Origin of the sequence: Xenorhabdus lircayensis (assembly GCF_016306625.1) — a bacterium.
Lineage (GTDB): Bacteria > Pseudomonadota > Gammaproteobacteria > Enterobacterales > Enterobacteriaceae > Xenorhabdus > Xenorhabdus lircayensis.
In genome coordinates this window covers 55,191-80,184 of sequence record NZ_JACOII010000053.1, presented here as the reverse complement: position 1 = coordinate 80,184, position 24,994 = coordinate 55,191, and the positions used below count along the sequence as shown (strand labels likewise).

Below are 24,994 nucleotides of genomic sequence, written 5' to 3'. Positions count from 1 at the left end.
TACGCAATTCAGACCGTTTAGCCGCACATCAACGCAGCCTTTGCCTGATTTTTTTAAGTTTTCAGAAATTATTTAAGGAATAACGGAAGTTATGAGATCACGAAAAAATAATTGAGTGTTATTAATGAAAACACTCAATTATGTTTATGATTAAAGAGGAGGTCTAACTATAGATGAAATAAAACGCCATCCAAACCGGCATACTGGTAGAGGTAGTTTGAGAAAGAAATGTTTGCGAAATCCTAAGCATCGTCATAGTAAAAATGTCCAAGGTAGTTATCATAGCTTATCAATTTCAAGCTATTAGTTTTGATGGTATTTTATTACGAGCCAATCACATTTCTGCCATTAATGATATTGAAATACTAAAAATAATCAATTAAATTTATTCTTTCATCTAGATACCCTGCTATTTAATCAAGTAGCGTTATATTTAGAGCCTACTTCATTAGACTCTTAGCTTACTCATAAAATGAATTAAATCTCTACCGCTGTTAAGCTAAATTTTTTATTTAAGTTCATAAATAACAACAAATTACATTATAAATCAAGCACTGATTCATTGACATGGATTAAAATATGAAAATAATTTTGTTCAATCGGTTTTTTATTATAAGTGCGATTTTTGTTATCGCCCAGCAAGTCGCAGTGGGGCTATCCACTTATTTTATCGGTCTGGCAGGGTTGGCAATAACTGATAATCCCACGGGTGCTTTTGATTATATTGTTATTTTCTTTGCACTTATCTTACTGGCTTATCTGCTGGGCTCTACATCGCTCTTTTTCAGAACAAGGCTAGCCAATGATTCCTGGGGAAATTACTATCAGGAAACCCTAACTAGTCTCGGTAAAACCCATGGTTTTTCTTCTCAACAAAACAAGAAGAAAACCAATTTGTGGCTCAATGGTGAAGCCCTCAGCACCTTGAATGAGGCAAGTTTTGCTTTTGTTGATATTATCGCCGTTTATTGTAATGTCTTGTTCACGGTTATTGCATTGTTTTTTGTGATTGGCTCGGTTTTATCGTCCATGATAATATTTTGTATGTTCTTATCCATTGTCTTGTTATATGCTTACAAAAATAAAATTAATGTTTTAGCCGATGGCATTCAAAATAAGAAAATTGCTGCATTAGATGCCGTCAGCAGGATTTGGGATAATGTTTTTTATGGTAATTCAAATTTTTCTCATTCTGCATATCAAAAAGCCAATCAAGAAACGAAAACGTTTTTTAAATTGAATGAGAAATATAAAATTATTGAGCAGGTTATTTCCTGTCTGCCGATACTCATCTCAATTCCGATTTTAGTTCTTGTTTCTTATTATCAAATCATTAATCATCACGTTGCTATCGGTGCGTTAGTCGCAGTTCTTCCTCGAACACTCCAGCTATTTCAGAATATTCATGCCGCTAGTATGAATACAGGACAGCTAATGTTATTAAAACAAAAACTGTCAAATCTTAAGTTATTTATTAGTCAATTGATTATTCAGGATTATGAAGCCAATATCAAACCGTCAGAAATCAGCATATATAATCTAGCTACGCAAGATAAATACAGCATTCACTCATTCAACGATTTTTTAATATTAGGCAAGCAATCAACAGGAAGGTTTTTAATTCAAGGAAATAATGGCGCAGGAAAATCCACTTTTTTAAAATCGGTGAAAAGTCAATATACAGAGGCTATGCTTTTTGGGCCAGAAATAACTATAGGTAATGTTGATTTTGTCGGTTCAACTGGGCAAAAGCAGTTATTCCAATTAAGTTTGCTAAATAATAAAAAAAGATTAATCATACTCTTGGATGAATGGGATGCTAATTTAGATAAAGTGAACACAAAAAATATTGATGAGATCTTAAATAGGCTATCTAAAGATAATATTGTTGTTGAGGTTCGCCACTAAAATTGAGGCTAGACCATTATTATTTTAGCCATAAGGAGAAAATATGAATTTTGAATCGCTATCAAGGACGATTATCATTTCATCTACTTCCTTTATTGCTTTAGTTGAAATAACCTCTGTATTAATTTCTGCTTGGCGATTCAATGGATTTTCACAAAAATACCACCTCTATTTCGTTTATCGTTGATATTAATCGGTGTACCTCTATCGTTTGTGTTTTTTATAAAATAAAAAACACAAAATCACTAAAGAAAAAGTTAATCGCGATTGAATAACACTAATATTGGACATTTTATCAACATATATTTATATCCAATGTCTCAGAAAGGGAAATCCATTGCTCATAACCATATCATCATTTAATCAAAATTAATCTGATCTTGTAATGATATGGTCGCTAATGCTAACGATAAAATTGGCTTAAGGGATTGTTAACCCGTTATTAGGCACCGTTTTGACTCATTTTGGTCTTATCCAGATACGTTTCTGTCAATTTATCCAAGAAAACAAATAATTTATCATTCATTTCACTGTAATCATGGGAACGTAGAATGTCCGGTGTTTGAACAAATTTATATTCCTCTGCCTCGTCAAAATCCTTCTGTGAATGTTTGATAAGTAATTCAACAACATCCTTAGTCAACTCCATGTGGCATTGGAAACCATAGACGATATCGCTGTATTCAATTATTTGTCTGGGACACCCCTCACTGAAAGCGATAATTTTTGCATCTGGTGTCAGGCCTGGCATGTCGTTATGCCAGTGTCCAACTTCAAGAACTGAACCAAAATGAGAAAATTTGTCATTTTTTGCCCCTTCTGTTGTCAGGGTAATGGGATATTTTCCAATTTCTTTCTCCGGGCTATGCTCGAAAGGTGCTCCAAGTGCTACCCCCGTTAATTGCGCCCCAAGACAAATACCAATGACGGCTTTATTTGCAGCAATGGCTTTCGCAATAAGTTGCTGTTCTGCTTCGGTGTCAAAATATGCACATTCAGTGGTTTTGGTAGCCGGACTTTGCGGCCCACCCATTACAATCAGAAAATCAAAATCGTCTACAACGTCCGGTAATTTATCTCCCTGATAAATAAGTGAGAACGTAGTTTGATAACCTATTTTATTAGCCCAATCTTCATATGCACCGGGAGCTTCAAAATATTCATGTACAACAAAATGCACTCGCATAATTTTATTACCTTAAAAAGAATTGAACAACATTATTCAGGGAAACATGACAATATAGCTGATCCTTTTTATCATCCAAAGATGAAATTATGATACGTAACCGTGAGATGATTTCTCTGCACTCAGAGTTTCACTTTCTTGAATAAGCTAGCCATATTGATCACTAATGGGCTGGTATAATTTTCAGAAGCGATCAGCTCAACATGGTCTTCCTGACGATGTTCTTCGTTCTACATCGCCTCAAAAATTCCGATCCCCCGAGTGAGATCTTGTTCCCATCAGTCGTTGACTTCTTTACTCGCTAATTGTCCGGAGACGAGATGAACCGCTTCTTTGGATACGGATTTACGACGTGGCAAGCAGCCATTAAGTACGGCATAAGCCATAAGGCCTATCAACAGCCCCCAAAACGCTCCGCTAATACCCAGTAAATTGATGTTAGAGGCGGCTACCAGAAAAGTGATCAAAGCGGCTTCGCGGCCTTTCAAATCAACCATTGCACTGACGAGACTACCGCCAATCGTTCCTAGCAAGGCAAGCCCCGCCAATGTAGTAATGAATACCGTCGGGAAGGCCATAAAAACAACGGCAAGTGTCACGCCGAATACGCCAACCAGAATGTAGAAAATGCCCGCTGCGATACCTGAAATCCAGCGTTTGGACTGGTCTTTGGGTGCTTCCTTTCCAGTACAGATTGCTGCCGTGATCGCTGCAACCCAGCCCAAAAGGGATCAATACTCATCCCGCTGAAAGCACCAATGCCAAACTGTAGCAGCCTATGAAATAGAAGCCGCTATGTTACGTCTTTCTCATGCTTTGAAGAAAAAAATACTCTGAAGAAAAAATAGCTAATGTGCTGTAACAACCTATTTCTTAATATTTTTCCTAACTCCCCCGTCTAGTTGGACAGGGGAGCTGACGGAACACCAAATCAGTCGTAATTAACGATAATCTTCAATCGGTGCACAAGAGCAATGTAAATTGCGGTCACCGTAAACATCATCGAGACGTTTAACTGTCGGCCAGTATTTATTAGCTTTGGTTTCTACGGTTGGGAAAACGGCAATTTCACGGCTGTATGCGTGATTCCAGTCAGAAACCAGTTCGGTCTGAATGTGTGGTGCATTGACCAGTGGGTTGTCTTCCAAAGGCCATTCCCCTCTTGCCACTTCGCTGATTTCTTCCCGAATTGCCAGCATTGCATCAATAAAACGGTCAATTTCAACTTTGCTTTCTGATTCCGTTGGCTCAACCATCAAGGTTCCCGCTACTGGAAATGACATGGTTGGTGCATGAAAACCGTAGTCAACCAGACGTTTGGCGATATCCATTTCACTGATACCAAACTCTTCTTTCAACGGGCGAATGTCCAGAATACATTCGTGGGCAACGTAGCCATCACGTCCGGTATAAAGGATCTCATACGCCCCTTTCAAACGAGCAGCAATGTAGTTTGCGTTCAAGATCGCAACTTGGCTGGCCTGTTTCAGCCCTTTTGCTCCCATCATGCGGATGTACATCCAACTAATTGGCAAAATGGAAGCACTGCCAAATGGTGCTGCGGATACCGCACCCAGTGTAGTAACTCCGTCCATTTCTACCACCGAATGACCGGGCATAAATGGGGCAAGATGTTTTTTCACGCCAATCGGCCCCATACCTGGGCCACCACCGCCATGTGGAATACAGAAGGTTTTATGCAGGTTCAGGTGTGAAACATCTGCACCAATAAAGCCTGGTGTTGTGATACCCACTTGGGCGTTCATATTCGCACCGTCAAGGTAAACCTGACCACCGTTTTGGTGAATGATTTCGCAAATTTCACGAATGGTTTCTTCATACACACCGTGCGTCGATGGGTAAGTCACCATGATACAAGCGAGTTCATCACTATGTTTTTCCGCTTTTTCACGCAAGTCAGTTAGATCAATGTTGCCTTCTTTATCACAGTTCACGACAACAACGGTCATGCCCGCCATATGTGCAGAAGCAGGGTTTGTACCGTGAGCCGAACTTGGGATCAGGCAAACATGACGATGTTGTTCACCACGGCTGGCGTAATAGCGACGAATCGCCAGCAGACCCGCATATTCCCCTTGTGCACCGGAGTTTGGCTGCATACAAACGGCATCATATCCGGTCAACAGTACCAGCCAATGAGAAAGCTGGCTAATCAGCTGATGATAACCCTGCGCCTGATCTGGTGGGCAGAACGGATGTATGTCTGTGAATTCAGGCCATGTGATCGGCGTGATTTCCGCTGCCGCATTCAGTTTCATGGTGCACGAACCCAGCGGGATCATTGCCTGATTCAAGGCCAGATCTTTACGCTCCAGACTGTGCATGTAACGCATCATGTCGGTTTCGCTGTGATAACGGCGAAAATTGTCATGCGTCAAAATCTCATCATTACGCAGCATGGAGGCTGGAATGGACTGGCTGGCTGCCGCCATTTCGCTATCGAGAGTCTCGATACCCAACATAGCATCAGAACCCGTCAAGACTTGGAATAAAGTTACCAAATCATCGCGGCTGGTTTTTTCACTCAATGACACCCCTACAGCACCGAGAATATCGGAACGCAGGTTAATTTGCGCTTTCTCGGCTCTCGTCAGTACCTGAGCTTTATCCACCACTTCAACGGTCAATGTGTCAAACCATGTTTTATAGCGCAGTGTGACACCGGCTTTTTGCAAACCAGCAGCCAGAATGTCCGTCAGTCGGTGAATACGGTTAGCAATGCGCTTCAAGCCTTCTACGCCATGGTAAACCGCGTACATGCCCGCGATATTCGCCAGCAAGACCTGAGAGGTACAGATATTAGAGTTCGCTTTTTCACGGCGGATATGCTGCTCGCGTGTTTGCATTGCCATGCGTAACGCCCTGTTGCCTGCTGCATCACGGGAAACACCAATAATACGGCCCGGCATAGAACGCTTGAATTCATCACGGCAGGCAAAGAAAGCAGCGTGAGGGCCGCCGTATCCCATCGGCACACCAAAACGCTGTGCAGAACCAAATACAATATCAGCCCCTTGTTTACCCGGCGCTGTCAACATAACCAATGCCATGAAATCCGCAGCAACGCTAACAATGATTTTGCGTTCTTTCAATTTCGCGATCAGGTCACTATAATCGTGAACTTCACCTGTTGTACCAACTTGTTGCAGCAAGACCCCAAAGACACCTTCCAGTTCCAGTGCTTTTTCTGCTTTATCAACAATGACTTCAAACCCAAATGTTTCGGCACGGGTACGTACAACATCCAACGACTGTGGATGGATATCATCTGCCACAAAGAAACGTTCAGCATTCTTCAACTTACTGATCCGTTTTGCCATTGCCATGGCTTCCGCCGCTGCCGTTGCTTCATCCAATAAGGAAGCAGAAGCAAGATCCAAGCCCGTCAGATCAATCGTCACTTGCTGGAAGTTCAGCAGTGCTTCAAGCCGGCCTTGGGAAACTTCCGGCTGGTAAGGGGTATATGCGGTATACCAGCCAGGGTTTTCCAGCAAATTACGCAGAATAACTGGTGGGAGTATCGATGGCGCGTATCCCATACCAATATAAGATTGATAGCGCTGATTCTGGCTCGCCATCGTTTTCAATTCAGCCAGTGCCTGTTGTTCTGTCGCACCTTCACCGACTGCGGGTGGTTCTGACAATGCGATATCACGGGGAACGATTTTATTTGTCAGATCGTCGAGAGAATTTGCACCAACTATCGCCAGCATCTCTGTTTGCTGTTCAGCAGAAGAACCAATGTGGCGACGAATGAATTCACCTTGATTTTCAAGTTGGATTAGTGTCTGAGTCATTGATGATAATTTCCTGAAACTAGCTAAAAAAACGGCAAAAAAAACGCCCCACTCACAATGTGACAATGTGATATGGGGCGGTTAAAAACAATTACTCGTCTTCTTCCAAGAGTGACTGATAACCTTCAGCATCAAGCAGGTTAACCAGTTCACTCTCATCAGTAATTTTGATACGGAACAGCCAACCTTCGTTATACGGCCCGCTGTTCACTAATTCGGGTGAGCCTTCCAAGTCAGGGTTAACAGCGATAATTTCACCACTCAATGGCGCATAAATATCAGAAGCAGCTTTGACTGATTCTACAACTGCACAATCATCACCACTGTTTACCGCTGTGCCGACCTCAGGCAAATCAATAAATACCATATCACCCAATAATTGCTGGGCATGTTCGGTAATACCAACTGTGTATTCACCTTTTCCTTCCGAACGAACCCATTCGTGTGATTCTGTATATTTTAATTCTGCTGGTACATGACTCATCGTTGCCATCTCCTTATTTCTTATGAATTAATAAAAACATTACAACAATCAAAGCATTACGTTCAAAAATCACTCTACGAGCGCTTTACCCATCCGTACAAAGCCCGGCTTAACAACCTGAACAGGCATTTCACGATTACGGATCTGGACAACCGCCTGTTCACCAATGCCTTGCGGTACACGTGCAAGGGCTATGCTAAATCCTAAGGTTGGGGAAAAGGTTCCGCTGGTAATAACACCGGAGCGCATTTCGCCAGAATTATCAGTGAAGTTAACGGTTAAGCCACCACGCAGAACACCTTTTTCTCGCATGACCAACCCAACCAATTGCTCTGTGCCTGTTTCACGCTGTCTTTCCAGCGCTTCACGGCCGATGAACTGACGATCTTCCGGTTTCCAGGCAACCGTCCATCCCATGTTGGCCGCCAGTGGTGAAATAGTTTCGTCCATTTCCTGACTATAAAGATTCATGCCCGCTTCAAGGCGCAATGTGTCACGCGCACCCAGTCCCGCGGGTTTCACCCCTACGGTCAATAACTGCTGCCAGAAATCCACGGCTTGTTCTTTCGGTAACGCAATTTCATAACCCGCTTCTCCGGTATAACCGGTAGTCGCAATGAATAGGTTTCCCGACTGAACGCCAAAGAAAGGTTTCATGCCGATTACAGCCTGCTTTTGTTCATCACTTAGCAGTGATTGAACTTTGCCTTGTGCATTTGGCCCCTGAACAGCGATCAATGCCAAATCATCACGCACATTAATCTCGACGTCATATTTTTCAGCATGTTGGTTAATCCATGCTAAATCTTTCTCGCGGGTCGCCGAGTTAACAACCATGCGATAGAAGTTGTTGGTAAAGAAATAGACAATCAGGTCATCAATGACGCCACCAGAAGCATTCAGCATTCCGGTATAAAGCGCCTTGCCCGATTCGGTCAGTTTGGCAATGTCATTTGCCAGAAGGTAACGAAGAAAATCACGGCAGCCCGTGCCGTACAGATCCACAATTGTCATGTGGGAAACGTCGAACATACCAGCATCAGTACGAACTGTGTGATGCTCGTCGATTTGTGAACCATAATGCAGAGGCATCATCCAGCCATGAAAATCTACCATGCGCGCTCCGCATGCCAGATGTTGATCATATAGTGGGGTGTGTTTTGACATTATTTCCCTCTTTCCATTCTTGACATGAAAACATTCGTGACCTGAAAAAACATGTGGCGTATTAACCGGCAGGTGTTGGATCATGAAGCAAAGAAGCGGTTAATCACGCAAACGATACCTTGGAATCAGAAGTTATCACTGAAAATAGAAATGAACCATAAAATAAATTAGCTGCACTGGAGTGATAATCTGAAAACACGTTCACTATCATGCAGAATTTTTGTCTAATTTATTGCGTCAAGACACTCAATATTTGTAACAAACGGCAGGAAACAATCTTTTTTGATTAGAAAATGACTAAAGTGTGAAGTAAATCAACTGAGCACACCTTAGTCTAATATGAGAAAAACTAATCCTAAATGAGAGACTGAATTAGATTTTTTCAACCGAAGAGGTTTGAGAAATAAGCCAGTCAGGAAGATCGTTTAGTCCCATTGCATGGCGAAGCAATTGCGGTTTCATTCCCGGTAAGTGATCGGCCAACGCTAATCCAATACCACGCAATAACTTTTTAGCTGGGTTATTACCATCAAATAACTGACGGAATCCCTGCATTCCTGCCAACATGACCGCAGCACTGTGTTTACGGCGACGTTCATAACGCCCCAAATAGAGATACTGACCAATGTCTTTTCCCTGCCGATTCAAACGGCTCAATTCACCAATCAGTTCAGCTACATCCATAAATCCCAGGTTGACGCCCTGACCCGCCAAAGGGTGGATGGTATGTGCCGCATCACCCAATAGTGCTAATCGGTGCGCGGCAAAGTTACGGGCATAACGCCCCATCAATGGGATGGTTTGTCGCTCACTGATCAGTTCACATCGTCCAAGCCGCATGTCAAAGGTCACGCTCAACCGTCGATTAAACAATTCAGGTTCTATGGATTTGCGCTGCTGCGCAGATTCCGCTGGTAGTGACCAAACAATCGAACATAAATGAGGATCAGACAACGGAAGGAAGGCCAGTATTCCATCACCGTGGAAAACCTGACGCGCAACACCTTCATGAGGCTCTTCAGTTCGAATGGTTGCTACCAATGCATGGTGCTCATAATCCCAGAAGGCCAGCGGAATATCGGCATGCTGGCGCAACCAAGAATGAGCACCATCTGCACCGATGACCAGGCGCGAAGTCAGCATGCCCCCATCTGATAAGGTCATGAAGGCTTCGTTTTCTCCCCAAGCAACATTCTTGAGAGAGGATGGGGTAAAAAACGTCACATCTGGCAGGCTTTCTACACGTAGCCAAAGCGCCTGTCTGATCACATGGTTTTCGATAATATGCCCAAGATGTGTCAGACCATTTTCCGCCGCATTGAACTGAATACGGCCGAAACTATCCTGATCCCAAACTTCCATGCCCTGATAAGGGCTAGCTCGCATCGCGAGAATATTCTGCCAGACACCAAGATGGGTTAGTAATCGCTCACTGGCTGCATTGATGGCCGAAACACGCAACGCATGTTCATCACTGCCATCAAATGTCTCTGTCGGTGGATGTTCTTCTACAATCGCGATGCGCAAACCGCTACCTTGCAAACCACAGGCCAGCGCAAGGCCAACCATACCACCCCCTGCGATGACCACATCAAATGATTGCATGTTTTTCTTTCCTCTTAATCTGCCAATGGTGACTGGGCAACCCAACCCAATGTCTGGCGGGCAAATAGATCCCGCATCGGCGGTAATATTTCCATTGTCATCAAGCCAAGATTACGCCCAATCTTTAACGGCAAGTAGTCATTGGCGAATAACCTGACCAACCCATCCGTGATACCAATGGTCGTTTCACGATCTGCATGACGCTGCTGCTGATATTGAGCCAATACGTTATAGGCACCAATATCCTGCCCTGAAACCGCCGCTTCCGAAATGATCTGTGCCAACGTCATAACGTCACGCATCCCTAAGTTAAAACCCTGCCCAGCAATCGGGTGCAAAGTTTGGGACGCATTTCCCACCAGTGCCAGACGATGACTGACCTGCCTACTGGATGTCGATAAAGCCAGTGGATAGCTGTGCCGCTGACCCGTTTCCAACATTTTGCCCAAACGCCAACCAAACGCTTTTTGCAGGTGTTGGAGGAATTCGTTCTGACTCCAGCGGTTAATTTCTGACTGTTTTTCCAACGGATGGCACCATACCAGAGAACTGCGTCCTTCAGACATAGGCAATAGTGCCAACGGGCCATGTTCAGTAAAACGCTCGAATGCCCTTCCTTGAGGATGTTCTGAAGTCAGGACATTCGCGATAATCGCCACCTGACCATAAGATTGTCGCTGATATGGAATATTGCACGCTTGAGCTATAGCAGAATGGCTACCATCCGCAGCCACCAGCAATTCACCAGTTAGCTTTTCGCCATTATCCAGCGTAACAATCACGGACGTTTCCAAGCGCTCGACGGAATGCACTTTAGCCGGACAGTAAAGTTTGATATTCGGTGACTGTTTTAATAAATCAAACAGATGGATTCCGGCATCATGCAATTCAATCACATTACCCAATGCCGGAATGTCATAGTCATTGGCGCGGATATTGACGAAACCGCTAAGGCCACGATCGCTGACATGAACGTGAGTTATTGGGGTAACACAATGTTTCAGCGCCGACCAAACATCTATCTGATTCAAGCGCTGACATGTACCATAAGCCAAGGCAATAGCCCTTGCATCAAAACCGGGATGCTCCTGAGTGGGTTCTACCGCTTCAATCAAGGAGACTTGCAATTGCCCCCGACTCAACGAAGAAATAGCCAGTGCCAATATGGCCCCTGCCATTCCTCCGCCCACGATAATCACGTTCATTATAACTTCCTGATTACTTTGACCTTAACCCTGTCTTGCCAGCGCCATCAGCGCTTCTATCTCATCCGGCTCTTTCACGACATGTTCTGTCAGGTTTTCATTCCCTGTTTCCGTTATCACGATGTCGTCTTCAATGCGGATACCGATACCACGGTATTCCGGTGGAACATCCGCATCCGGTGCAATGTAAAGCCCCGGTTCCACAGTCAACACCATGCCCGGCTCCAGAATGCGATCGCGATCGACACCGTAATAGCCCACATCATGTACGTCCAATCCCAACCAGTGACTCAAACCATGCATGAAAAATTGGCGGTAAGCACTGGTTTCGATCAATTGTTCGACTTCACCATGCATAATCCCCAATTTCACCAACCCCTTAACCATAATGCGCACAACCTGCTCCGTGACTTCTCGGATACTGATGCCTGGCTTGTACAGTTCAAGGGAGACGTTGATGGCTTCTAGAACAATGTCATAAATTTCACGTTGGGGGCGCGTAAACTTGCCATTGACTGGGAATGTCCGCGTAATGTCGCCTGCATATCCTTCATGCTCACATCCTGCATCGATCAACACTAAATCACCGTCTTTCATTCGGCGTTCATTTTCAGTGTAATGCAGAATACAGGCATTTTCTCCCGCACCAACTATGGTGTTATAGGCAGGATAACGTGCGCCCTGACAGGTAAATTCATAATGAATTTCGGCTTCAAGCTGGTATTCAAACATGTCAGGACGGCAAGCCTGCATCGCTCTCGTATGCGCCTGTGCACTGATTTCTCCAGCTTTACGCATGATTGCTAGTTCAGCGTCCGATTTAAACAAGCGCATTTCATGCAGCCACGGACGCCAATCCGACATAACAGATGGAGCACTGAGGTTACGACGACTATTTTTACGCAATTTATCCAGGGCACTAAATACGATGTTATCAGCGTATTCAAACTCTCCTTGGGCGTGATAAACCACTTCTAAGCCATTCAATAGCAGATAGAGCTGCTCATTGAGATCATTGGATGGCAGGGCGCGATCCACCCCCAGTTTTTCCAGAGCAGCTTCTTGCCCAAGACGACGACCAAACCAAATTTCCGCAGTCAAATCGCGAACACGATTAAACAACACACTATGATTGTGAGTTTCATCGCTTTTGATCAGTATCAGAACTGCTTCCGGCTCACTGAACCCTGTCAGGTAAAGAAAATCACTGTGCTGACGATAGGGATATTCGCTATCTGAATTACGTCTCGCGGGCGAAGCAGAAAAAATAATGGCCGCACTGGCCGGTGCCATTTTTGACAATAATGCCTGACGACGGGATAAATATTCTTGTTTAGTCATACCCTCTCCTGCGGTTTCATTATTATTAGTCGGTTTATCGCCAATCAGTGCAGCGTTGGCTTTTCATTTTTTTTTGCACTACCTGAGGTTTTCGGCGTCATTAAAGCGATGTAGCAAAGTTGGACTGCAACACGAACATATTCCAACACTTCCTCAAGGGCTTGAGACAATTCTTCCTGATCTTCGCTTTCGTCATACCCCAGCATACCGATGTTACGTAAATCAGTGACAATTTCCTGAATTTCCGGCTTTTCTGTCAATTTTGGATTCGCCACACCCAATCCCAGTAAAAAATGGTTCACCCATCCCGATAATGCATCGGCGCATTCAAAAATCCCCGCCTCTTCATCAGGAAGTAGTAGATTAAAAGCAAAACTACTGTCATCCAGTGATTCAAATGTCGTTTCGTACAATTCCCTGAGCGGGATAGACAGAATCTGAGAAAATGCCAGACCATCATTAGCCAGATCATGCACCAATGCCTGCCAACTACTATCATGATTTCCACCACATAGTAATCCACTGATTAAGCCATGCATTTCTGCTGCGGTCAGCGCAACGGACTGTTGATGCAAAATTTCATCAAATGATTGATAATTAGGTAATGAGCTTTGTATAGACATGTATATTGATCATCGTTGGCGATATAAGTTTATACTATGCTACCATCAAGGGGAGTCGCTATACCAGACAGCACACACCGATATAAGGAGGGGGCTTTTGGTATTGTACGGTAATGATTAGTGTCGGCCTTGCTTTTATATCAAAATTTAATTTATACCCAATAGATTTCAAGTTGTAACACAGCCAATAAAGCGGCAATTTGAAAGGTAAGGGGTATATGTCAAAATCAAGGTATCGGCACAGTAATAAATCAGGAAGGTGTCATGTCTGCACAACCAGTAGATATTCAGATTTTTGGGCGGTCATTACGTGTCAATTGTCCACCAGAGCAGATAGAAGCATTGCAAGCTGCTGCTGAGGAACTTGATCAGCGTTTACATAACCTCAAAGAACGCACCAGAGTAACTAACACTGAGCAACTGGTTTTTATTGTAGCACTGAATGTCTGTCACGAGTTGGCACAGGAGAAGATGAAAACCCGTGATTATTCCTACAACATGGAACAAAAAATAAAAATGCTCCAGCAGACCATTGAAAAAGCATTGTTAGAACAAGGTAAAATTACTTGATACTCCATCTGTCAATAAACTGAGTCTTGTTGATAAATCAGGCAGTAGTCACTATAGATTAATATAAGCAGTTGCTTTCTTCATTTAGTTCCATACAATAGGCTTCATAACGCTGCTTAAGAGCCTATTTAGGTGGTTTAAGCAGCAAAAAAATTTCTCTGAGGTGTTCGTGAGCAGGTAAGTCCCCTGAGCCGATATTTCATCTCCATAGAATGTGGTGATCTGCTTTTTGTGAGCATGCTTGGCCCAGACTAAGAAGCCTAATAGAAGCAACACTGCGTTCACCTTGAACCAAGGGTTCAAGGGTTACCACCTGCAACGGCATCTTGGAGAATCCCCATCTTTATCTGTTTTGTATTCTTTTCTGCATTAATAGGCAGGTATCATGCAATCAGATTCTTTTTTTTCTCTCCGAAAATCGATTCGGAAAAACTTTCGACAACTGCGTCAAAGTCTATCCCCTGAACAACAATCGCAATTTTCCCGACAAGCAGCCAGACAGGTTATAGCTCATCCGAAGATTCAGCAAGCCAACAAAATTGCCCTATATCTCCCTTTTGATGGGGAATTAGATACACGCCCGTTGATTCAACAACTTTGGCAACAAAATAAACAGGTCTACTTGCCAATATTGCATCCTTTCAGCCGGCATCATCTACTGTTCCTGCGTTATTGCGCTGATACGCCCCTCGTTCGGAACCACTTTAATATAGAAGAGCCTGCGTTGGATATCCGGCTGGTGTTGCCCGTCTCTGAGCTTGATGTCATGTTTATTCCACTCGTTGCTTTCGACTGCACAGGGCAACGTTTAGGCATGGGTGGTGGATTTTACGATAGGACTCTCGCCAAATGGCAACAACAGCATTTTTATCCTATTGGATTGGCACACGACTTTCAGTTAGTCGAAACATTACCCAGTGCAAGTTGGGATATTCCTCTGCCAGAAATCATTACACCAGAAAAAGTATGGCGGTGGACGTGAAACTTTAAATTATCAGAAGAGGCTATTGTTTCTTCAATAACCCCTTCTTTTTGAGCAGTAAAGTTAATCAGTAAAGCAAACGAGAACGGATCGTGCCAGGCACGGCTTTCAATTGTTGCAATACCAATTCGGCTTGAGCTGGATTCTGCGTCGTGATATCGATCACCACATAACCAATATTGCCTTCAGTCCGTAGGTATTGTGCTTCAATATTGATTTCTTGATTAGTGAACACTTGGTTGATGCTGGTCAAGATACCTGGACGGTTTTCATGGATATGCAGTAATCGGTTAGTATCCTTGGCATGGACAGGGAGTGAAACTTCTGGGAAATTGACTGCTGACAGCGTAGAACCATTGTCAGAGTATTTGACCAGTTTACCCGCGACTTCATAACCGATGTTCTGTTGGGCTTCTTGTGTCGACCCCCCGATATGCGGCGTCAGCAGTACGTTATCAAACTTGCTTAATGGTGAAATGAAAGGATCGCTGTTTGTTGCAGGCTCTATTGGAAATACATCAATCGCAGCACCAGAAAGATGCCCAATCTCCAACGCTTCACTCAATGCTGGAATATCTATTACGGTACCCCGTGATGCATTGATCAAAATTGAACCTGGCTTCATTAGTTCTAATTCTTCTGCCCCTATCATATTTTTGGTTGAAGCAGTTTCAGGAACGTGCAGGCTCACAACATCACTCATATTCAACAATTCAGACAAATGATGAACTTGCTGTGCATTACCCAATGGTAATTTATGTTCAATATCATAGAAGTAGACATTCAAACCGATACTTTCAGCCAAAATACCAAGCTGTGTACCAATATGGCCGTAACCAATGATACCTAGTTTTTTCCCGCGCGCTTCATAACAACCCTTTGCCTGTTTATCCCATACACCATTGTGTGCTTTCGCATTCGCCTCCGGAATACGGCGCAATAACAACAACAGTTCACCCAATACCATTTCAGCTACTGAACGAGTATTGGAGAATGGCGCATTAAATACAGGAATACCGCGTTTTGCTGCGGCTTTCAGATCAACTTGGTTGGTACCAATACAAAAACATCCGACTGCAACCAGTTTCTCCGCTGCGGCGAAAATCTCTTCAGTCAACTGGGTACGGGAACGAATCCCCACAAAGCGAACATCACGAATCGCTTCTTTCAGCGCTTCAGGTTCTAGTGCCCCTTTGTGATATTCAATATTGCTGTACCCTGCTGCTTTTAAGTTGTCTACTGTGCTTTGATGAACGCCTTCCAGTAGCAGAAATTTAATTTTATCCTTTTCTAAAGATACCTTAACCATTTGCCCGCCCTAGTTGTACTCATTTTCATAACGCATATCGATTCCACCAAAATAACAAAAAAAACGACAACGGCAATACAATCGATTGCTCATGTCACAGAATAAGCAACAGTAAATAAGTTGTTATGCAAAATAAAATAACAAGTTACAGAAAAAAAGCAGGATTTTGATGCTTACATAGACATAAACGTGATATATATCACCAAATTTTCTTTTTTTGTATAAGTACAAAAATATTTTGAAGGCAGAATATTCTGCCTTCAATAAACGATTACGCCGTGATTGTTTTAACTCCGTCCGAAGTCCCTACCAACACCACGTTAGCGCCACGATTGGCAAAGAGGCCAACAGTTACCACGCCAGCGATAGCATTGATTTTGCTTTCTAATTCAATGGGATCAACAATGGAAAGATTGTGGACGTCCAGAATGTCATTGCCATTATCTGTCACCACGTTTTCACGGTAAACCGGTGTTCCTCCCAATTTAGCCAGCTCACGGGTAACATAAGCACGTGCCATGGGGATAACTTCAACCGGCAGTGGGAATTTACCCAACACATCCACTTGCTTAGACGAATCAATAATGCAGATAAATTTCTTCGCAACAGCGGCAATGATTTTCTCTCGGGTTAATGCTGCTCCACCGCCTTTGATCATCTGCATCTGACCGTTAATTTCATCAGCGCCATCAACATAAATATCCAACGTGTCAACATCATTGCAGTCAAGTACAGGAATTCCGAGGCTTTTCAGTTTCTCAGTCGATGCTTCTGAGCTAGACACCGCACCTTCAATTTTATCTTTGATAGTTCCTAACGCATCAATAAAATGCGCTGCTGTTGAACCTGTACCAACACCTACGATTGTGCCTGGTTTGACGTATTCCAATGCTGTCCAACCTACTGCCTTTTTCAGTTCATCCTGAGTCATATCAATCACTGCCTATAATCAGTTACAAGGAAAAATCTGACAGCTAGTATAAACAATATTGCCTCACCCCACGAAAAAATATGGCATAGTGCTATTTAGGCCACATAAACGGAGAATCTTATTTTCAATGAAACGTCCTGATTACCGATCTCTGCAAGCATTAGATGCCGTGATACGAGAACGTGGTTTCGAACGGGCGGCACAAAAACTTTGTATCACCCAATCCGCGGTATCCCAGAGAATTAAACAATTAGAAAATTTGTTTGGTCAGCCACTATTGGTTCGTACCGTCCCACCCCGCCCCACAGAGCAAGGGCAAAAACTGCTCGCGCTATTACAGCAGGTAGAATTGCTGGAAGCACAATGGCTCGGCGATGAAAATGGTCATGATATCCCATTGTTGCTCTCCCTCGCAGTTAATGCGGATAGTCTGGCTACGTGGCTTTTACCGGCTCTTCATCCTGTTTTGTCCGATTTACCTATTCGGCTAAACATTCAGGTGGAAGATGAAACCCGAACTCAGGAACTCTTGCGGCGTGGGGAAGTTGTCGGGGCGGTTAGCATTCAATCTCAACCTCTGCCAAGCTGTTTAGTTGATAAGTTAGGTGCCCTCGATTATCTGTTTGTTGCTTCTCCAGATTTCGCAAAGCGTTTTTTCCCAAATGGAGTGACTCGTTCAGCATTACTGAAAGCACCTGCCGTCGCATTCGACCATCTGGATGATATGCATCAAGCATTTTTGCAACAGAATTTTGATTTATCACCGGGTAGTGTGCCCTGCCACATCGTGAATTCTTCTGAAGCGTTCGTTCAATTGGCAAAGCAAGGCTCGACTTGTTGCATGATCCCACACTTGCAAATCGGCAAGGAACTGCAAGCTGGTGAGTTAGTTGATTTAACCCCAGGGCTGTACCAACGCCGTATGCTTTATTGGCATCGTTTTGCCCCTGAGAGTGGAGCGATGAGAAAAGTCACTGACGCCCTGCTAAAACTAGGACGTCAGATGTTACGTCAGGAAGATGAAATTAATTAACGTTGTAATTCAAAAACTGCGTCGACGTGATCAGAAAATTCAATGCTCTGTGGTTCATAAGTTTCACTGGCTGAATCTGAGGCGGATGCTGCCATCAGAGCTGTCTGATATTTCAGGCGGCTCATCGGCGCTGGCACAGCTTCTGGAGCCTGGTAATTGATGCTATATACAGGCCCTAACTTACCATTGAACCCTTTTGCCAGTGCAGCCGCCTGTTGAATAGCATTCTCAATAGCTTTTTGTCTGACTTCATCGCGATAGCGTTGCGGATTATCAACACTAAACTGAATCGAATTAATTTCACCCAGTCCAGCTTTCAGGGCGCCATCCAATAAGGTATTCAGCTGATCTAGTTTGTGAACTTTAACTTCAACTGAACGCGATGCCCTATAGCCCGTGATAGTTGATTTACCCGTCTTTTGTTCATATTGATATTCTGGCTGAGTGCGTAAATTGGCAGCATCAATATCTTTCTTTTCGATGCTACTATTTTTCAGAAAATCGAAATATTTCGCGACACGCCCATCCACTTTTTTCTTTGCATCTGCTGCGCTCTTTTGAGTCTCGCTCACATGGATCATCAACGTAGCCATGTCTGGTGCCGCTTTAATTACCGCGTTGCCAGAAGTAGAAATATGTGGAATAGATGGCAATTCAGCAGCAGAAGCAGTCATGCAAGACAAGCTTCCCAAAGTCATCATCGCAGCCAATGCCAGTGATTTACATTTCACAAAACCTCCTTCAAATACAGCAAATTTACATGAGTAAGGTGCTTTCAGAAACATTAGCACACTATCTATAAAGACACACTAACTATGAAAAAGTGCTGAAATCAGTAAAAAATCTGTAATCCTTGCTTAATTAAGCCCCAAGCGATGTACCACATCACGCAGCCGACAAAAATATTGATGATTCGTTGTGATAGAGGCCGGTTGAGCACAGGTGAAAACCACGCGGCTAAAAATGACAATGCAAAAAACCAACTGATTGATGCCATCACTGCTCCGATGGTAAACCACGGCCTAAGCTCTACTGATAATTGCCCTCCTATGCTTCCCAATACCACAAAGGTATCCAGATAAACATGGGGATTCAGCCATGTCACTGCAAATAGCGTCATTATGACTCGCCAGCGGCTTTGGACAATATTTGCAGCGCCGGAAAGTTCGATTTCCGCCGATAGCGCTGTCCAAAAGGCAGACCATCCATACCATAGCAAAAATGCGACACCTCCCCATGTCACTACTTGCAGCAAAAATGTCGATTGCCCAAGCAAAGCACTTCCACCAAATATTCCTGCGATAATGAGAAGAGCATCACTGGTGGAACATAACGTCGCACTCATTAAATGAAACTGTTTTCTGCTCCCCTGCTGCATTACAAACACATTTTGTGGCCCAAGTGGAAGGATCATCGCAGCGCTGAGGAAAAACCCCTGTATAAATATTGAAAACATGCAAAAATTCCTAATAATTATTCAATTAGTTACGGTATTAATGCATATTAAGCAATATCATATATTAGTGAAAATTAATCTTTCTTATCCATCATTAGAAAAAATGATGCCGATTTTATTCAAACTTGTATTTATCTTTGGTGTGAACAACAGAAATTCCCACACCAAGATATTTTAATTATTCGCCCGTATTCTTCTGTAAGGCTGCTTGCTGCTGATGCAGATAAACATCCATTTGTGGGAATGGAATACCGATATTATGCTTATCTAAAGCACGCTTAAAGTTTTCCATTAAATCCCAATACACATTCCAAGCATCACCGTTGGTTGTCCATACACGCACAACAAAATTCAATGACGAAGGTGCCATTTCATGTAGACGAATAGTGACGCCTTTTTCATGTTGAATGCGTTTATCCGCTTTAATTACATCACCCAACACGCTTTTCACTTCATCAATATCCGCATTATATGCAACCCCCACCATAATCTGGGTACGGCGGTTAGGTTCACGACTATTGTTAATAATATTGTCCGCAATAATCTTACCGTTGGGGATCACGATGATACGGTCATCTGCCGTGCGCAATGTCGTAGAGAAAATCTGTACTTGCACTACCGTTCCTTCCACAGCACCGATACTGACATATTCACCAGTACGCAGTGGACGGAAGATCACCAACAAAACACCTGCTGCAAAATTTGACAAAGAGCCTTGTAATGCCAGACCGACTGCCAAACCTGCGGCACCGATAACCGCAATCACAGACGCAGTCTGAATGCCCAATTTCCCAAGAACCGCGATAATCGTAAACGCGATAACGGCATAACGAATAATCGCAGATAAAAAATCAGAAATAGTGGCATCAATACCACGCAATGACATAACACGCTTAACAGCTTTACTGATTAGCTTGGCAATAAATAAACCAATGATAAGAATCAAAATGGCAGATACAATATTCACCGCATACTGAATCAGTAAATCCTGATTGCTGGTAAACCAGCCTGCCGCTTTATCAATCTCATTTGACAGATTGATCTCTTCCATACAAAGCCCACCGTTATTGTTGGAACCTATCTCCATTCAGTGCCGTTATTTGCTATGAACTCCACCGATCAACATAGGTTCCGGTTCAAAAAATAGAAAAGCTACGATCACAACACTCAAATATGATGGAATATTGATTATGGCAGAAAGCCATCGTTGGTTGAACACTAATACTTATGTTTGATTTTTTTGCAAAACAAACTCTCTGTAATCAGCTAACATATCGATAAAATCGTCTGCTCCACAAAAAGCCAGGCTCTCGTTATCGTAATAACTCATTCCCTCTTCTATCATCTCGGTATCAAACTGGAGTTGATTAGCCCTAATCATGATTTCACCTTCACTCATCAATAACGTATATTCATGACCTGCCAACTGCCACTGGCGTTCACTGCCTCTAATATTTTCCAATGCCGCGGTGATTTTATCTAATATGCTGAAATCACCTTTCACTTCCTCATTCAACCAATGACCGATAGCTTCATGATCCATTGAAAAAGATGTTGTTACCTGACCAGTAACATCCTGCATAAATTCATATTCCATTATGTACCTCCACTATTTTGGCTTATACCAAACAGACACCTTTGGATTTTAAACATTTCTGCCAGCCCCACCTCTGAGGCAGTCCACAAACTGACACAAAAATTGCCACAAAGATGTCATAAAACGATAGACATAAAAAAAGGGAGGCATTTGCCCCCCATTCATTGCAATATACTTTTTTACACAGCAGATTGGAAGATCACATCATCCGCTTTTTCTGTGTACTGACCCAATTGATCAAAATTGAGGTAGCGATAAGTATCTGCTGCGGTTTCATCCACTTTATCCATGAATTGCAAATACTCTTCTGGCGTTGGCAAGCGACCCAACAGTGAAGCCACAGCAGCCAACTCCGCAGAAGCCAGATAAACATTTGCACCCGTGCCGAGACGGTTCGGGAAATTACGGGTAGAAGTAGATACTACAGTCGAACCATCCGCTACTCGCGCCTGATTTCCCATGCACAATGAACAACCAGGAATCTCGATGCGGGCCCCGCTCTTGCCAAAGACGCTGTAATAGCCTTCTTCCGTTAATTGGGCGGCATCCATCTTAGTTGGAGGAGCAACCCACAAACGAGTCGGTAACTGGCCTTTATGCTGATCCAGCAACTTACCCGCTGCACGGAAATGACCAATATTAGTCATACAAGAACCAATAAAGACTTCATCAATTTTGCTGTTAGCAACTACGGATAACAGGCGCGCATCATCTGGATCGTTAGGCGCGCACAAAATAGGCTCTTTAATATCCGCCAGATCAATTTCAATTACCGCAGCGTATTCTGCATCTGCATCTGCTTCCAGCAATTGAGGATCTTTCAGCCAGTTTTCCATGCCAATAATACGGCGTTCCAATGTCCGGCGATCACCATAGCCTTCCGCAATCATCCATTTCAGCAATACGATGTTCGATTGCAGATATTCAATGATCGGTGATTTATCCAACTTAATGGTACAACCAGCCGCAGAGCGTTCCGCTGATGCGTCAGCCAATTCGAATGCCTGCTCAACTTTGAGTTCTGGCAGACCTTCAATCTCAAGAATACGACCAGAGAAGATATTTTTCTTACCTTTCTTCTCAACAGTCAGCAAGCCTTGCTGAATCGCATAGTAAGGAATTGCATGAACCAAATCACGCAGGGTAATACCAGGTTGCATTTTCCCTTTAAAGCGCACCAATACAGATTCAGGCATATCCAACGGCATCACGCCAGTTGCAGCAGCAAATGCCACCAGCCCTGAACCCGCGGGGAAAGAGATACCAATTGGGAAACGGGTATGGGAATCTCCACCTGTACCTACCGTATCTGGCAGCAACATGCGGTTCAACCATGAGTGGATGATGCCATCCCCTGGACGCAGCGATACCCCACCACGGTTCATGATGAAATCAGGCAGAGTATGATGTGTGGTCACATCAACAGGTTTTGGATAAGCCGCTGTATGACAGAATGACTGCATGACCAGATCCGCAGAGAAGCCCAGACACGCCAAATCTTTCAATTCATCCCGCGTCATTGGCCCAGTAGTATCCTGAGACCCCACAGAAGTCATCTTCGGCTCACAATATTCTCCCGGACGAATACCGACTGCGCCGCAAGCACGGCCAACCATTTTCTGTGCCAGTGAGAAGCCACGATCGCTTTTCGCAATCGCTTTTGCCTGTCGGAATACATCACTGTGCGGCAAACCCAGTGATTCACGTGCTTTTCCAGTCAAACCACGGCCGATAATCAATGGGATACGACCACCTGCACGTACTTCATCGGCCAGTACATCGGTTTTCAGTTCAAAAGTAGACAATAACTCATTCGTTTCGTGATGGCGGATTTCACCTTTATATGGATAGATATCAACCAAATCACCCATATTGAGTTTGGAAACTTCCGCTTCGATTGGTAACGCCCCCGCATCTTCCATGGTATTGAAGAAGATTGGGGCAATTTTTCCACCCAATACTACACCTGCACCGCGTTTATTTGGCACAAATGGAATATCTTCCCCCATAAACCACAATACAGAGTTAGTTGCTGATTTACGGGAAGACCCCGTACCGACAACATCACCGACATAGGCCAATGGATAGCCTTTCTTACTCAATGCTTCGATTTGCTTAATCGGGCCTACGGCACCAGCTTGATCTGGTTCAATGCCTTCACGGGCATTCTTGAGCATTGCCAAAGCATGCAGAGGAATATCAGGACGTGACCACGCATCAGGTGCAGGAGAGAGATCATCGGTATTGGTTTCACCCGTAACCTTAAAGACAGTAACAGTAATTTTTTCCGCCAACTCAGGGCGTTCAAGGAACCATTCTGCATCAGCCCATGCCTGAATGATCTGTTTAGCATGGGCATTACCCGCTTTTGCTTTTTCTTCTACGTCATAGAAGCTATCAAACATCAGCAAAGTATGAGAAAGCGCTTTCGCCGCAATCGGTGCCAATTTTTCATCATCAAGAGCATCAATTAAAGCGTGGATGTTATACCCGCCCTGCATGGTTCCCAATAATTCAATGGCTTTTTCCTGTGTGACCAAGAGAGATACAGTTTCCCCCTTAGTAATGGCAGAAAGGAAACCCGCTTTAACATAAGCGGCTTCATCTACACCAGGAGGAATACGATTGGTCAGTAGATCTAACAGGAAATCTTCTTCACCTTCAGGTGGGTTCTTCAGTAATTCTACCAGCGCTGCTACTTGTGCTGCGTCTAATGGCTTAGGGACGATGCCTTGAGCTGCACGCTCGGCTACGTGCTTGCGGTATTCTTCTAGCACGACTTTCTCCTCGCTCTCATTGTCATTTTATATACCCGGCTGTCTGCACCCGGTAACGATCATTGAAAACAATCATCAAGGGTGCCAGGTCAGAGGATTTTGCTCGCATAACATCAGAATTATGCTCAACCTCGGACACTTAGCATACCAAAATTTGAATAGCATGTTAATTCATTCACATAAAATCAACATTACACGGTGATAAAATTCTAGATAAATGTCATAAAAAAGAGTATTTATAGATAAATATGCTGTTTTTTGCTATTGAGACCCGAAAATGCCTTAACTTTTATCTTCCGAGACTTGTCAGATACAGATGACATGATTAACTTCCATCTAAGTTATAATTTCATTTGTTATACCCAGAGAATAAACCGATATGAATTACAATCCAATAATTAGAGAAACTAATATTATTGACACACTTTATTTATTAATGAAATTAAGAAAAGTCATGATTAAAGATGACTGGACATACTCCTGTGCAGGTACAGACATGGAAATAAGAAAATGGAATAATCGCTGCACCAATTCATTGGAGATGTTATACCAATTGGAAAAAACCTTAAAAGATATACTTAATTCAACCTGTTCAAATAATTCTTCCCACTTTACGTTCACTTACTATATTAATGAAGTTGCAGTGGGCTTCTTACTATTATACACCTCTGCAAAATATCCTCCCCATGTCCCATCTATCAACATATTAACCATCCACCCCGGAATAAGAAATACGGGATATCGGCTTATTGAGCATGCAGTCAATAAATCGTTTGAAATAGGATACTCTGGTAATCTAAAGATAATTCCAATGAATTAAACTGAAGAAATTTATCAAAATTTTGGCTTCAAAAAAATAAATTCTGTGCAAATGCTGTTAGTACCTAAAGAAAATGACAAATGGATAAATAACAATGGACATTATCAATTTAATAGCCAGTGTTGATATATTTAATAGATTTTAAGTTAGAACACGGCGGAAAATAAAGCAATCCTAGTATA

General features: G+C 43.3%; 21 protein-coding genes and 1 other RNA gene. 6 read left to right on the top strand and 16 right to left on the bottom strand.

What is annotated here, in order from left to right; translation table 11 throughout:
* Window positions 1–579: 579 nt before the first annotated feature.
* Window positions 580–1,908: an ATP-binding cassette domain-containing protein gene (locus H8A87_RS15250; protein ID WP_198690794.1), complete on the top strand. Its 1,329-nt coding sequence runs from the start codon at window positions 580–582 to the stop codon at window positions 1,906–1,908.
* A gap of 442 nt (window positions 1,909–2,350) precedes the next feature.
* Here H8A87_RS15250 and H8A87_RS15245 read toward each other — a convergent pair whose 3' ends face one another.
* The 9 genes from H8A87_RS15245 to H8A87_RS15205 all read right to left on the bottom strand — a co-directional run bounded on the left by H8A87_RS15245 (window position 2,351) and on the right by H8A87_RS15205 (window position 13,337).
* Window positions 2,351–3,094 carry a type 1 glutamine amidotransferase gene (locus H8A87_RS15245; RefSeq protein WP_198690793.1) on the bottom strand — a complete coding sequence of 248 codons (744 nt, stop codon included), beginning with the start codon at window positions 3,092–3,094 and terminating at the stop codon, window positions 2,351–2,353.
* A 278-nt stretch (window positions 3,095–3,372) separates the two neighbouring features.
* Window positions 3,373–3,819, bottom strand: coding sequence for a benzoate/H(+) symporter BenE family transporter (locus H8A87_RS15240; protein ID WP_198690792.1), 447 nt, complete (start codon window positions 3,817–3,819; stop codon window positions 3,373–3,375).
* Window positions 3,820–4,035: 216 nt separating this feature from the next.
* Window positions 4,036–6,912: an aminomethyl-transferring glycine dehydrogenase gene (gene gcvP / locus H8A87_RS15235; protein WP_198690791.1), complete on the bottom strand. Its 2,877-nt coding sequence runs from the start codon at window positions 6,910–6,912 to the stop codon at window positions 4,036–4,038.
* 91 nt (window positions 6,913–7,003) lie between these two features.
* Complete coding sequence (gene gcvH / locus H8A87_RS15230; RefSeq protein WP_198690790.1) at window positions 7,004–7,396, bottom strand: glycine cleavage system protein GcvH; 393 nt, start codon at window positions 7,394–7,396, stop codon at window positions 7,004–7,006.
* A gap of 69 nt (window positions 7,397–7,465) precedes the next feature.
* Complete coding sequence (gene gcvT / locus H8A87_RS15225; protein ID WP_198690789.1) at window positions 7,466–8,563, bottom strand: glycine cleavage system aminomethyltransferase GcvT; 1,098 nt, start codon at window positions 8,561–8,563, stop codon at window positions 7,466–7,468.
* 372 nt (window positions 8,564–8,935) lie between these two features.
* The gene (ubiI, locus tag H8A87_RS15220) at window positions 8,936–10,168 is read right to left on the bottom strand and encodes an FAD-dependent 2-octaprenylphenol hydroxylase (protein WP_198690788.1); all 1,233 of its coding nucleotides are present in this window, start codon (window positions 10,166–10,168) and stop codon (window positions 8,936–8,938) included.
* A gap of 14 nt (window positions 10,169–10,182) precedes the next feature.
* Complete coding sequence (gene ubiH / locus H8A87_RS15215; protein ID WP_198690787.1) at window positions 10,183–11,373, bottom strand: 2-octaprenyl-6-methoxyphenyl hydroxylase; 1,191 nt, start codon at window positions 11,371–11,373, stop codon at window positions 10,183–10,185.
* A 24-nt stretch (window positions 11,374–11,397) separates the two neighbouring features.
* Window positions 11,398–12,714 carry a Xaa-Pro aminopeptidase gene (gene pepP, locus H8A87_RS15210; protein WP_198690786.1) on the bottom strand — a complete coding sequence of 439 codons (1,317 nt, stop codon included), beginning with the start codon at window positions 12,712–12,714 and terminating at the stop codon, window positions 11,398–11,400.
* Window positions 12,715–12,758: 44 nt separating this feature from the next.
* On the bottom strand, window positions 12,759–13,337 hold the full coding sequence (locus tag H8A87_RS15205) for a YecA/YgfB family protein (RefSeq protein ID WP_198690785.1): 579 nt from the start codon (window positions 13,335–13,337) through the stop codon (window positions 12,759–12,761).
* A gap of 264 nt (window positions 13,338–13,601) precedes the next feature.
* Here H8A87_RS15205 and zapA point away from each other — a divergent pair, with 264 nt between their 5' ends.
* The 3 genes from zapA (at window position 13,602) to H8A87_RS15190 (ending at window position 14,889) form a co-directional block, all read left to right on the top strand.
* Entirely contained in the window at window positions 13,602–13,907 is a 306-nt protein-coding gene (gene zapA, locus H8A87_RS15200; RefSeq protein ID WP_198690784.1) for a cell division protein ZapA, read from the top strand.
* A gap of 152 nt (window positions 13,908–14,059) precedes the next feature.
* A non-coding RNA gene (gene ssrS, locus H8A87_RS15195) (6S RNA) lies at window positions 14,060–14,244 on the top strand.
* 48 nt (window positions 14,245–14,292) lie between these two features.
* Window positions 14,293–14,889 (top strand): 5-formyltetrahydrofolate cyclo-ligase, encoded by a 597-nt coding sequence (locus H8A87_RS15190; protein WP_198690783.1) that lies wholly within the window; start codon window positions 14,293–14,295, stop codon window positions 14,887–14,889.
* A 67-nt stretch (window positions 14,890–14,956) separates the two neighbouring features.
* Here H8A87_RS15190 and serA read toward each other — a convergent pair whose 3' ends face one another.
* Both serA and rpiA read right to left on the bottom strand, forming a co-directional pair.
* On the bottom strand, window positions 14,957–16,198 hold the full coding sequence (serA, locus tag H8A87_RS15185) for a phosphoglycerate dehydrogenase (RefSeq protein WP_198690782.1): 1,242 nt from the start codon (window positions 16,196–16,198) through the stop codon (window positions 14,957–14,959).
* A 271-nt stretch (window positions 16,199–16,469) separates the two neighbouring features.
* Window positions 16,470–17,129 carry a ribose-5-phosphate isomerase RpiA gene (gene rpiA, locus H8A87_RS15180; RefSeq protein ID WP_198690781.1) on the bottom strand — a complete coding sequence of 220 codons (660 nt, stop codon included), beginning with the start codon at window positions 17,127–17,129 and terminating at the stop codon, window positions 16,470–16,472.
* Window positions 17,130–17,256: 127 nt separating this feature from the next.
* Between rpiA and H8A87_RS15175 the strand changes: the two genes are divergently transcribed.
* On the top strand, window positions 17,257–18,162 hold the full coding sequence (locus tag H8A87_RS15175) for a LysR family transcriptional regulator ArgP (protein ID WP_198690780.1): 906 nt from the start codon (window positions 17,257–17,259) through the stop codon (window positions 18,160–18,162).
* On the opposite strand, the gene H8A87_RS15170 is transcribed toward H8A87_RS15175, so the two are convergent.
* The 5 genes from H8A87_RS15170 to acnB all read right to left on the bottom strand — a co-directional run bounded on the left by H8A87_RS15170 (window position 18,159) and on the right by acnB (window position 23,992).
* Window positions 18,159–18,893, bottom strand: coding sequence for an oxidative stress defense protein (locus H8A87_RS15170; protein WP_332460381.1), 735 nt, complete (start codon window positions 18,891–18,893; stop codon window positions 18,159–18,161). The two genes, H8A87_RS15175 and H8A87_RS15170, sit on opposite strands and share 4 nt — an antisense overlap.
* A 101-nt stretch (window positions 18,894–18,994) precedes the next feature.
* On the bottom strand, window positions 18,995–19,618 hold the full coding sequence (argO, locus tag H8A87_RS15165; RefSeq protein WP_198690778.1) for an arginine exporter ArgO: 624 nt from the start codon (window positions 19,616–19,618) through the stop codon (window positions 18,995–18,997).
* A 178-nt stretch (window positions 19,619–19,796) separates the two neighbouring features.
* Complete coding sequence (gene mscS / locus H8A87_RS15160) at window positions 19,797–20,669, bottom strand: small-conductance mechanosensitive channel MscS (protein WP_198690777.1); 873 nt, start codon at window positions 20,667–20,669, stop codon at window positions 19,797–19,799.
* 174 nt (window positions 20,670–20,843) lie between these two features.
* Window positions 20,844–21,215: a YacL family protein gene (locus tag H8A87_RS15155; RefSeq protein ID WP_198690776.1), complete on the bottom strand. Its 372-nt coding sequence runs from the start codon at window positions 21,213–21,215 to the stop codon at window positions 20,844–20,846.
* A 179-nt stretch (window positions 21,216–21,394) separates the two neighbouring features.
* Window positions 21,395–23,992, bottom strand: a complete 2,598-nt coding sequence (gene acnB, locus H8A87_RS15150) for a bifunctional aconitate hydratase 2/2-methylisocitrate dehydratase (protein WP_198690775.1) — start codon at window positions 23,990–23,992, stop codon at window positions 21,395–21,397.
* 379 nt (window positions 23,993–24,371) lie between these two features.
* On the opposite strand from acnB, the gene H8A87_RS15145 reads away from it, so the two are divergent.
* The gene (locus H8A87_RS15145) at window positions 24,372–24,812 is read left to right on the top strand and encodes a hypothetical protein (RefSeq protein ID WP_198690774.1); all 441 of its coding nucleotides are present in this window, start codon (window positions 24,372–24,374) and stop codon (window positions 24,810–24,812) included.
* Window positions 24,813–24,994 lie beyond the last annotated feature (182 nt).

Bases quoted from the DNA above. Each gene is read 5' to 3' on its own strand.
- serA (WP_198690782.1), bottom strand. From the start codon at position 16,198: ATGGTTAAGGTATCTTTAGAAAAGGATAAAATTAAATTTCTGCTACTG.
- H8A87_RS15190 (WP_198690783.1), top strand. From the start codon at position 14,293: ATGCAATCAGATTCTTTTTTTTCTCTCCGAAAATCGATTCGGAAAAAC.
- gcvT (WP_198690789.1), bottom strand. From the start codon at position 8,563: ATGTCAAAACACACCCCACTATATGATCAACATCTGGCATGCGGAGCG.
- ubiH (WP_198690787.1), bottom strand. From the start codon at position 11,373: ATGAACGTGATTATCGTGGGCGGAGGAATGGCAGGGGCCATATTGGCA.
- mscS (WP_198690777.1), bottom strand. From the start codon at position 20,669: ATGGAAGAGATCAATCTGTCAAATGAGATTGATAAAGCGGCAGGCTGG.
- H8A87_RS15245 (WP_198690793.1), bottom strand. From the start codon at position 3,094: ATGCGAGTGCATTTTGTTGTACATGAATATTTTGAAGCTCCCGGTGCA.
- H8A87_RS15250 (WP_198690794.1), top strand. From the start codon at position 580: ATGAAAATAATTTTGTTCAATCGGTTTTTTATTATAAGTGCGATTTTT.
- rpiA (WP_198690781.1), bottom strand. From the start codon at position 17,129: ATGACTCAGGATGAACTGAAAAAGGCAGTAGGTTGGACAGCATTGGAA.
- zapA (WP_198690784.1), top strand. From the start codon at position 13,602: ATGTCTGCACAACCAGTAGATATTCAGATTTTTGGGCGGTCATTACGT.
- H8A87_RS15205 (WP_198690785.1), bottom strand. From the start codon at position 13,337: ATGTCTATACAAAGCTCATTACCTAATTATCAATCATTTGATGAAATT.
- gcvP (WP_198690791.1), bottom strand. From the start codon at position 6,912: ATGACTCAGACACTAATCCAACTTGAAAATCAAGGTGAATTCATTCGT.
- argO (WP_198690778.1), bottom strand. From the start codon at position 19,618: ATGTTTTCAATATTTATACAGGGGTTTTTCCTCAGCGCTGCGATGATC.
- H8A87_RS15155 (WP_198690776.1), bottom strand. From the start codon at position 21,215: ATGGAATATGAATTTATGCAGGATGTTACTGGTCAGGTAACAACATCT.
- ubiI (WP_198690788.1), bottom strand. From the start codon at position 10,168: ATGCAATCATTTGATGTGGTCATCGCAGGGGGTGGTATGGTTGGCCTT.
- H8A87_RS15175 (WP_198690780.1), top strand. From the start codon at position 17,257: ATGAAACGTCCTGATTACCGATCTCTGCAAGCATTAGATGCCGTGATA.
- H8A87_RS15145 (WP_198690774.1), top strand. From the start codon at position 24,372: ATGAATTACAATCCAATAATTAGAGAAACTAATATTATTGACACACTT.
- gcvH (WP_198690790.1), bottom strand. From the start codon at position 7,396: ATGAGTCATGTACCAGCAGAATTAAAATATACAGAATCACACGAATGG.
- pepP (WP_198690786.1), bottom strand. From the start codon at position 12,714: ATGACTAAACAAGAATATTTATCCCGTCGTCAGGCATTATTGTCAAAA.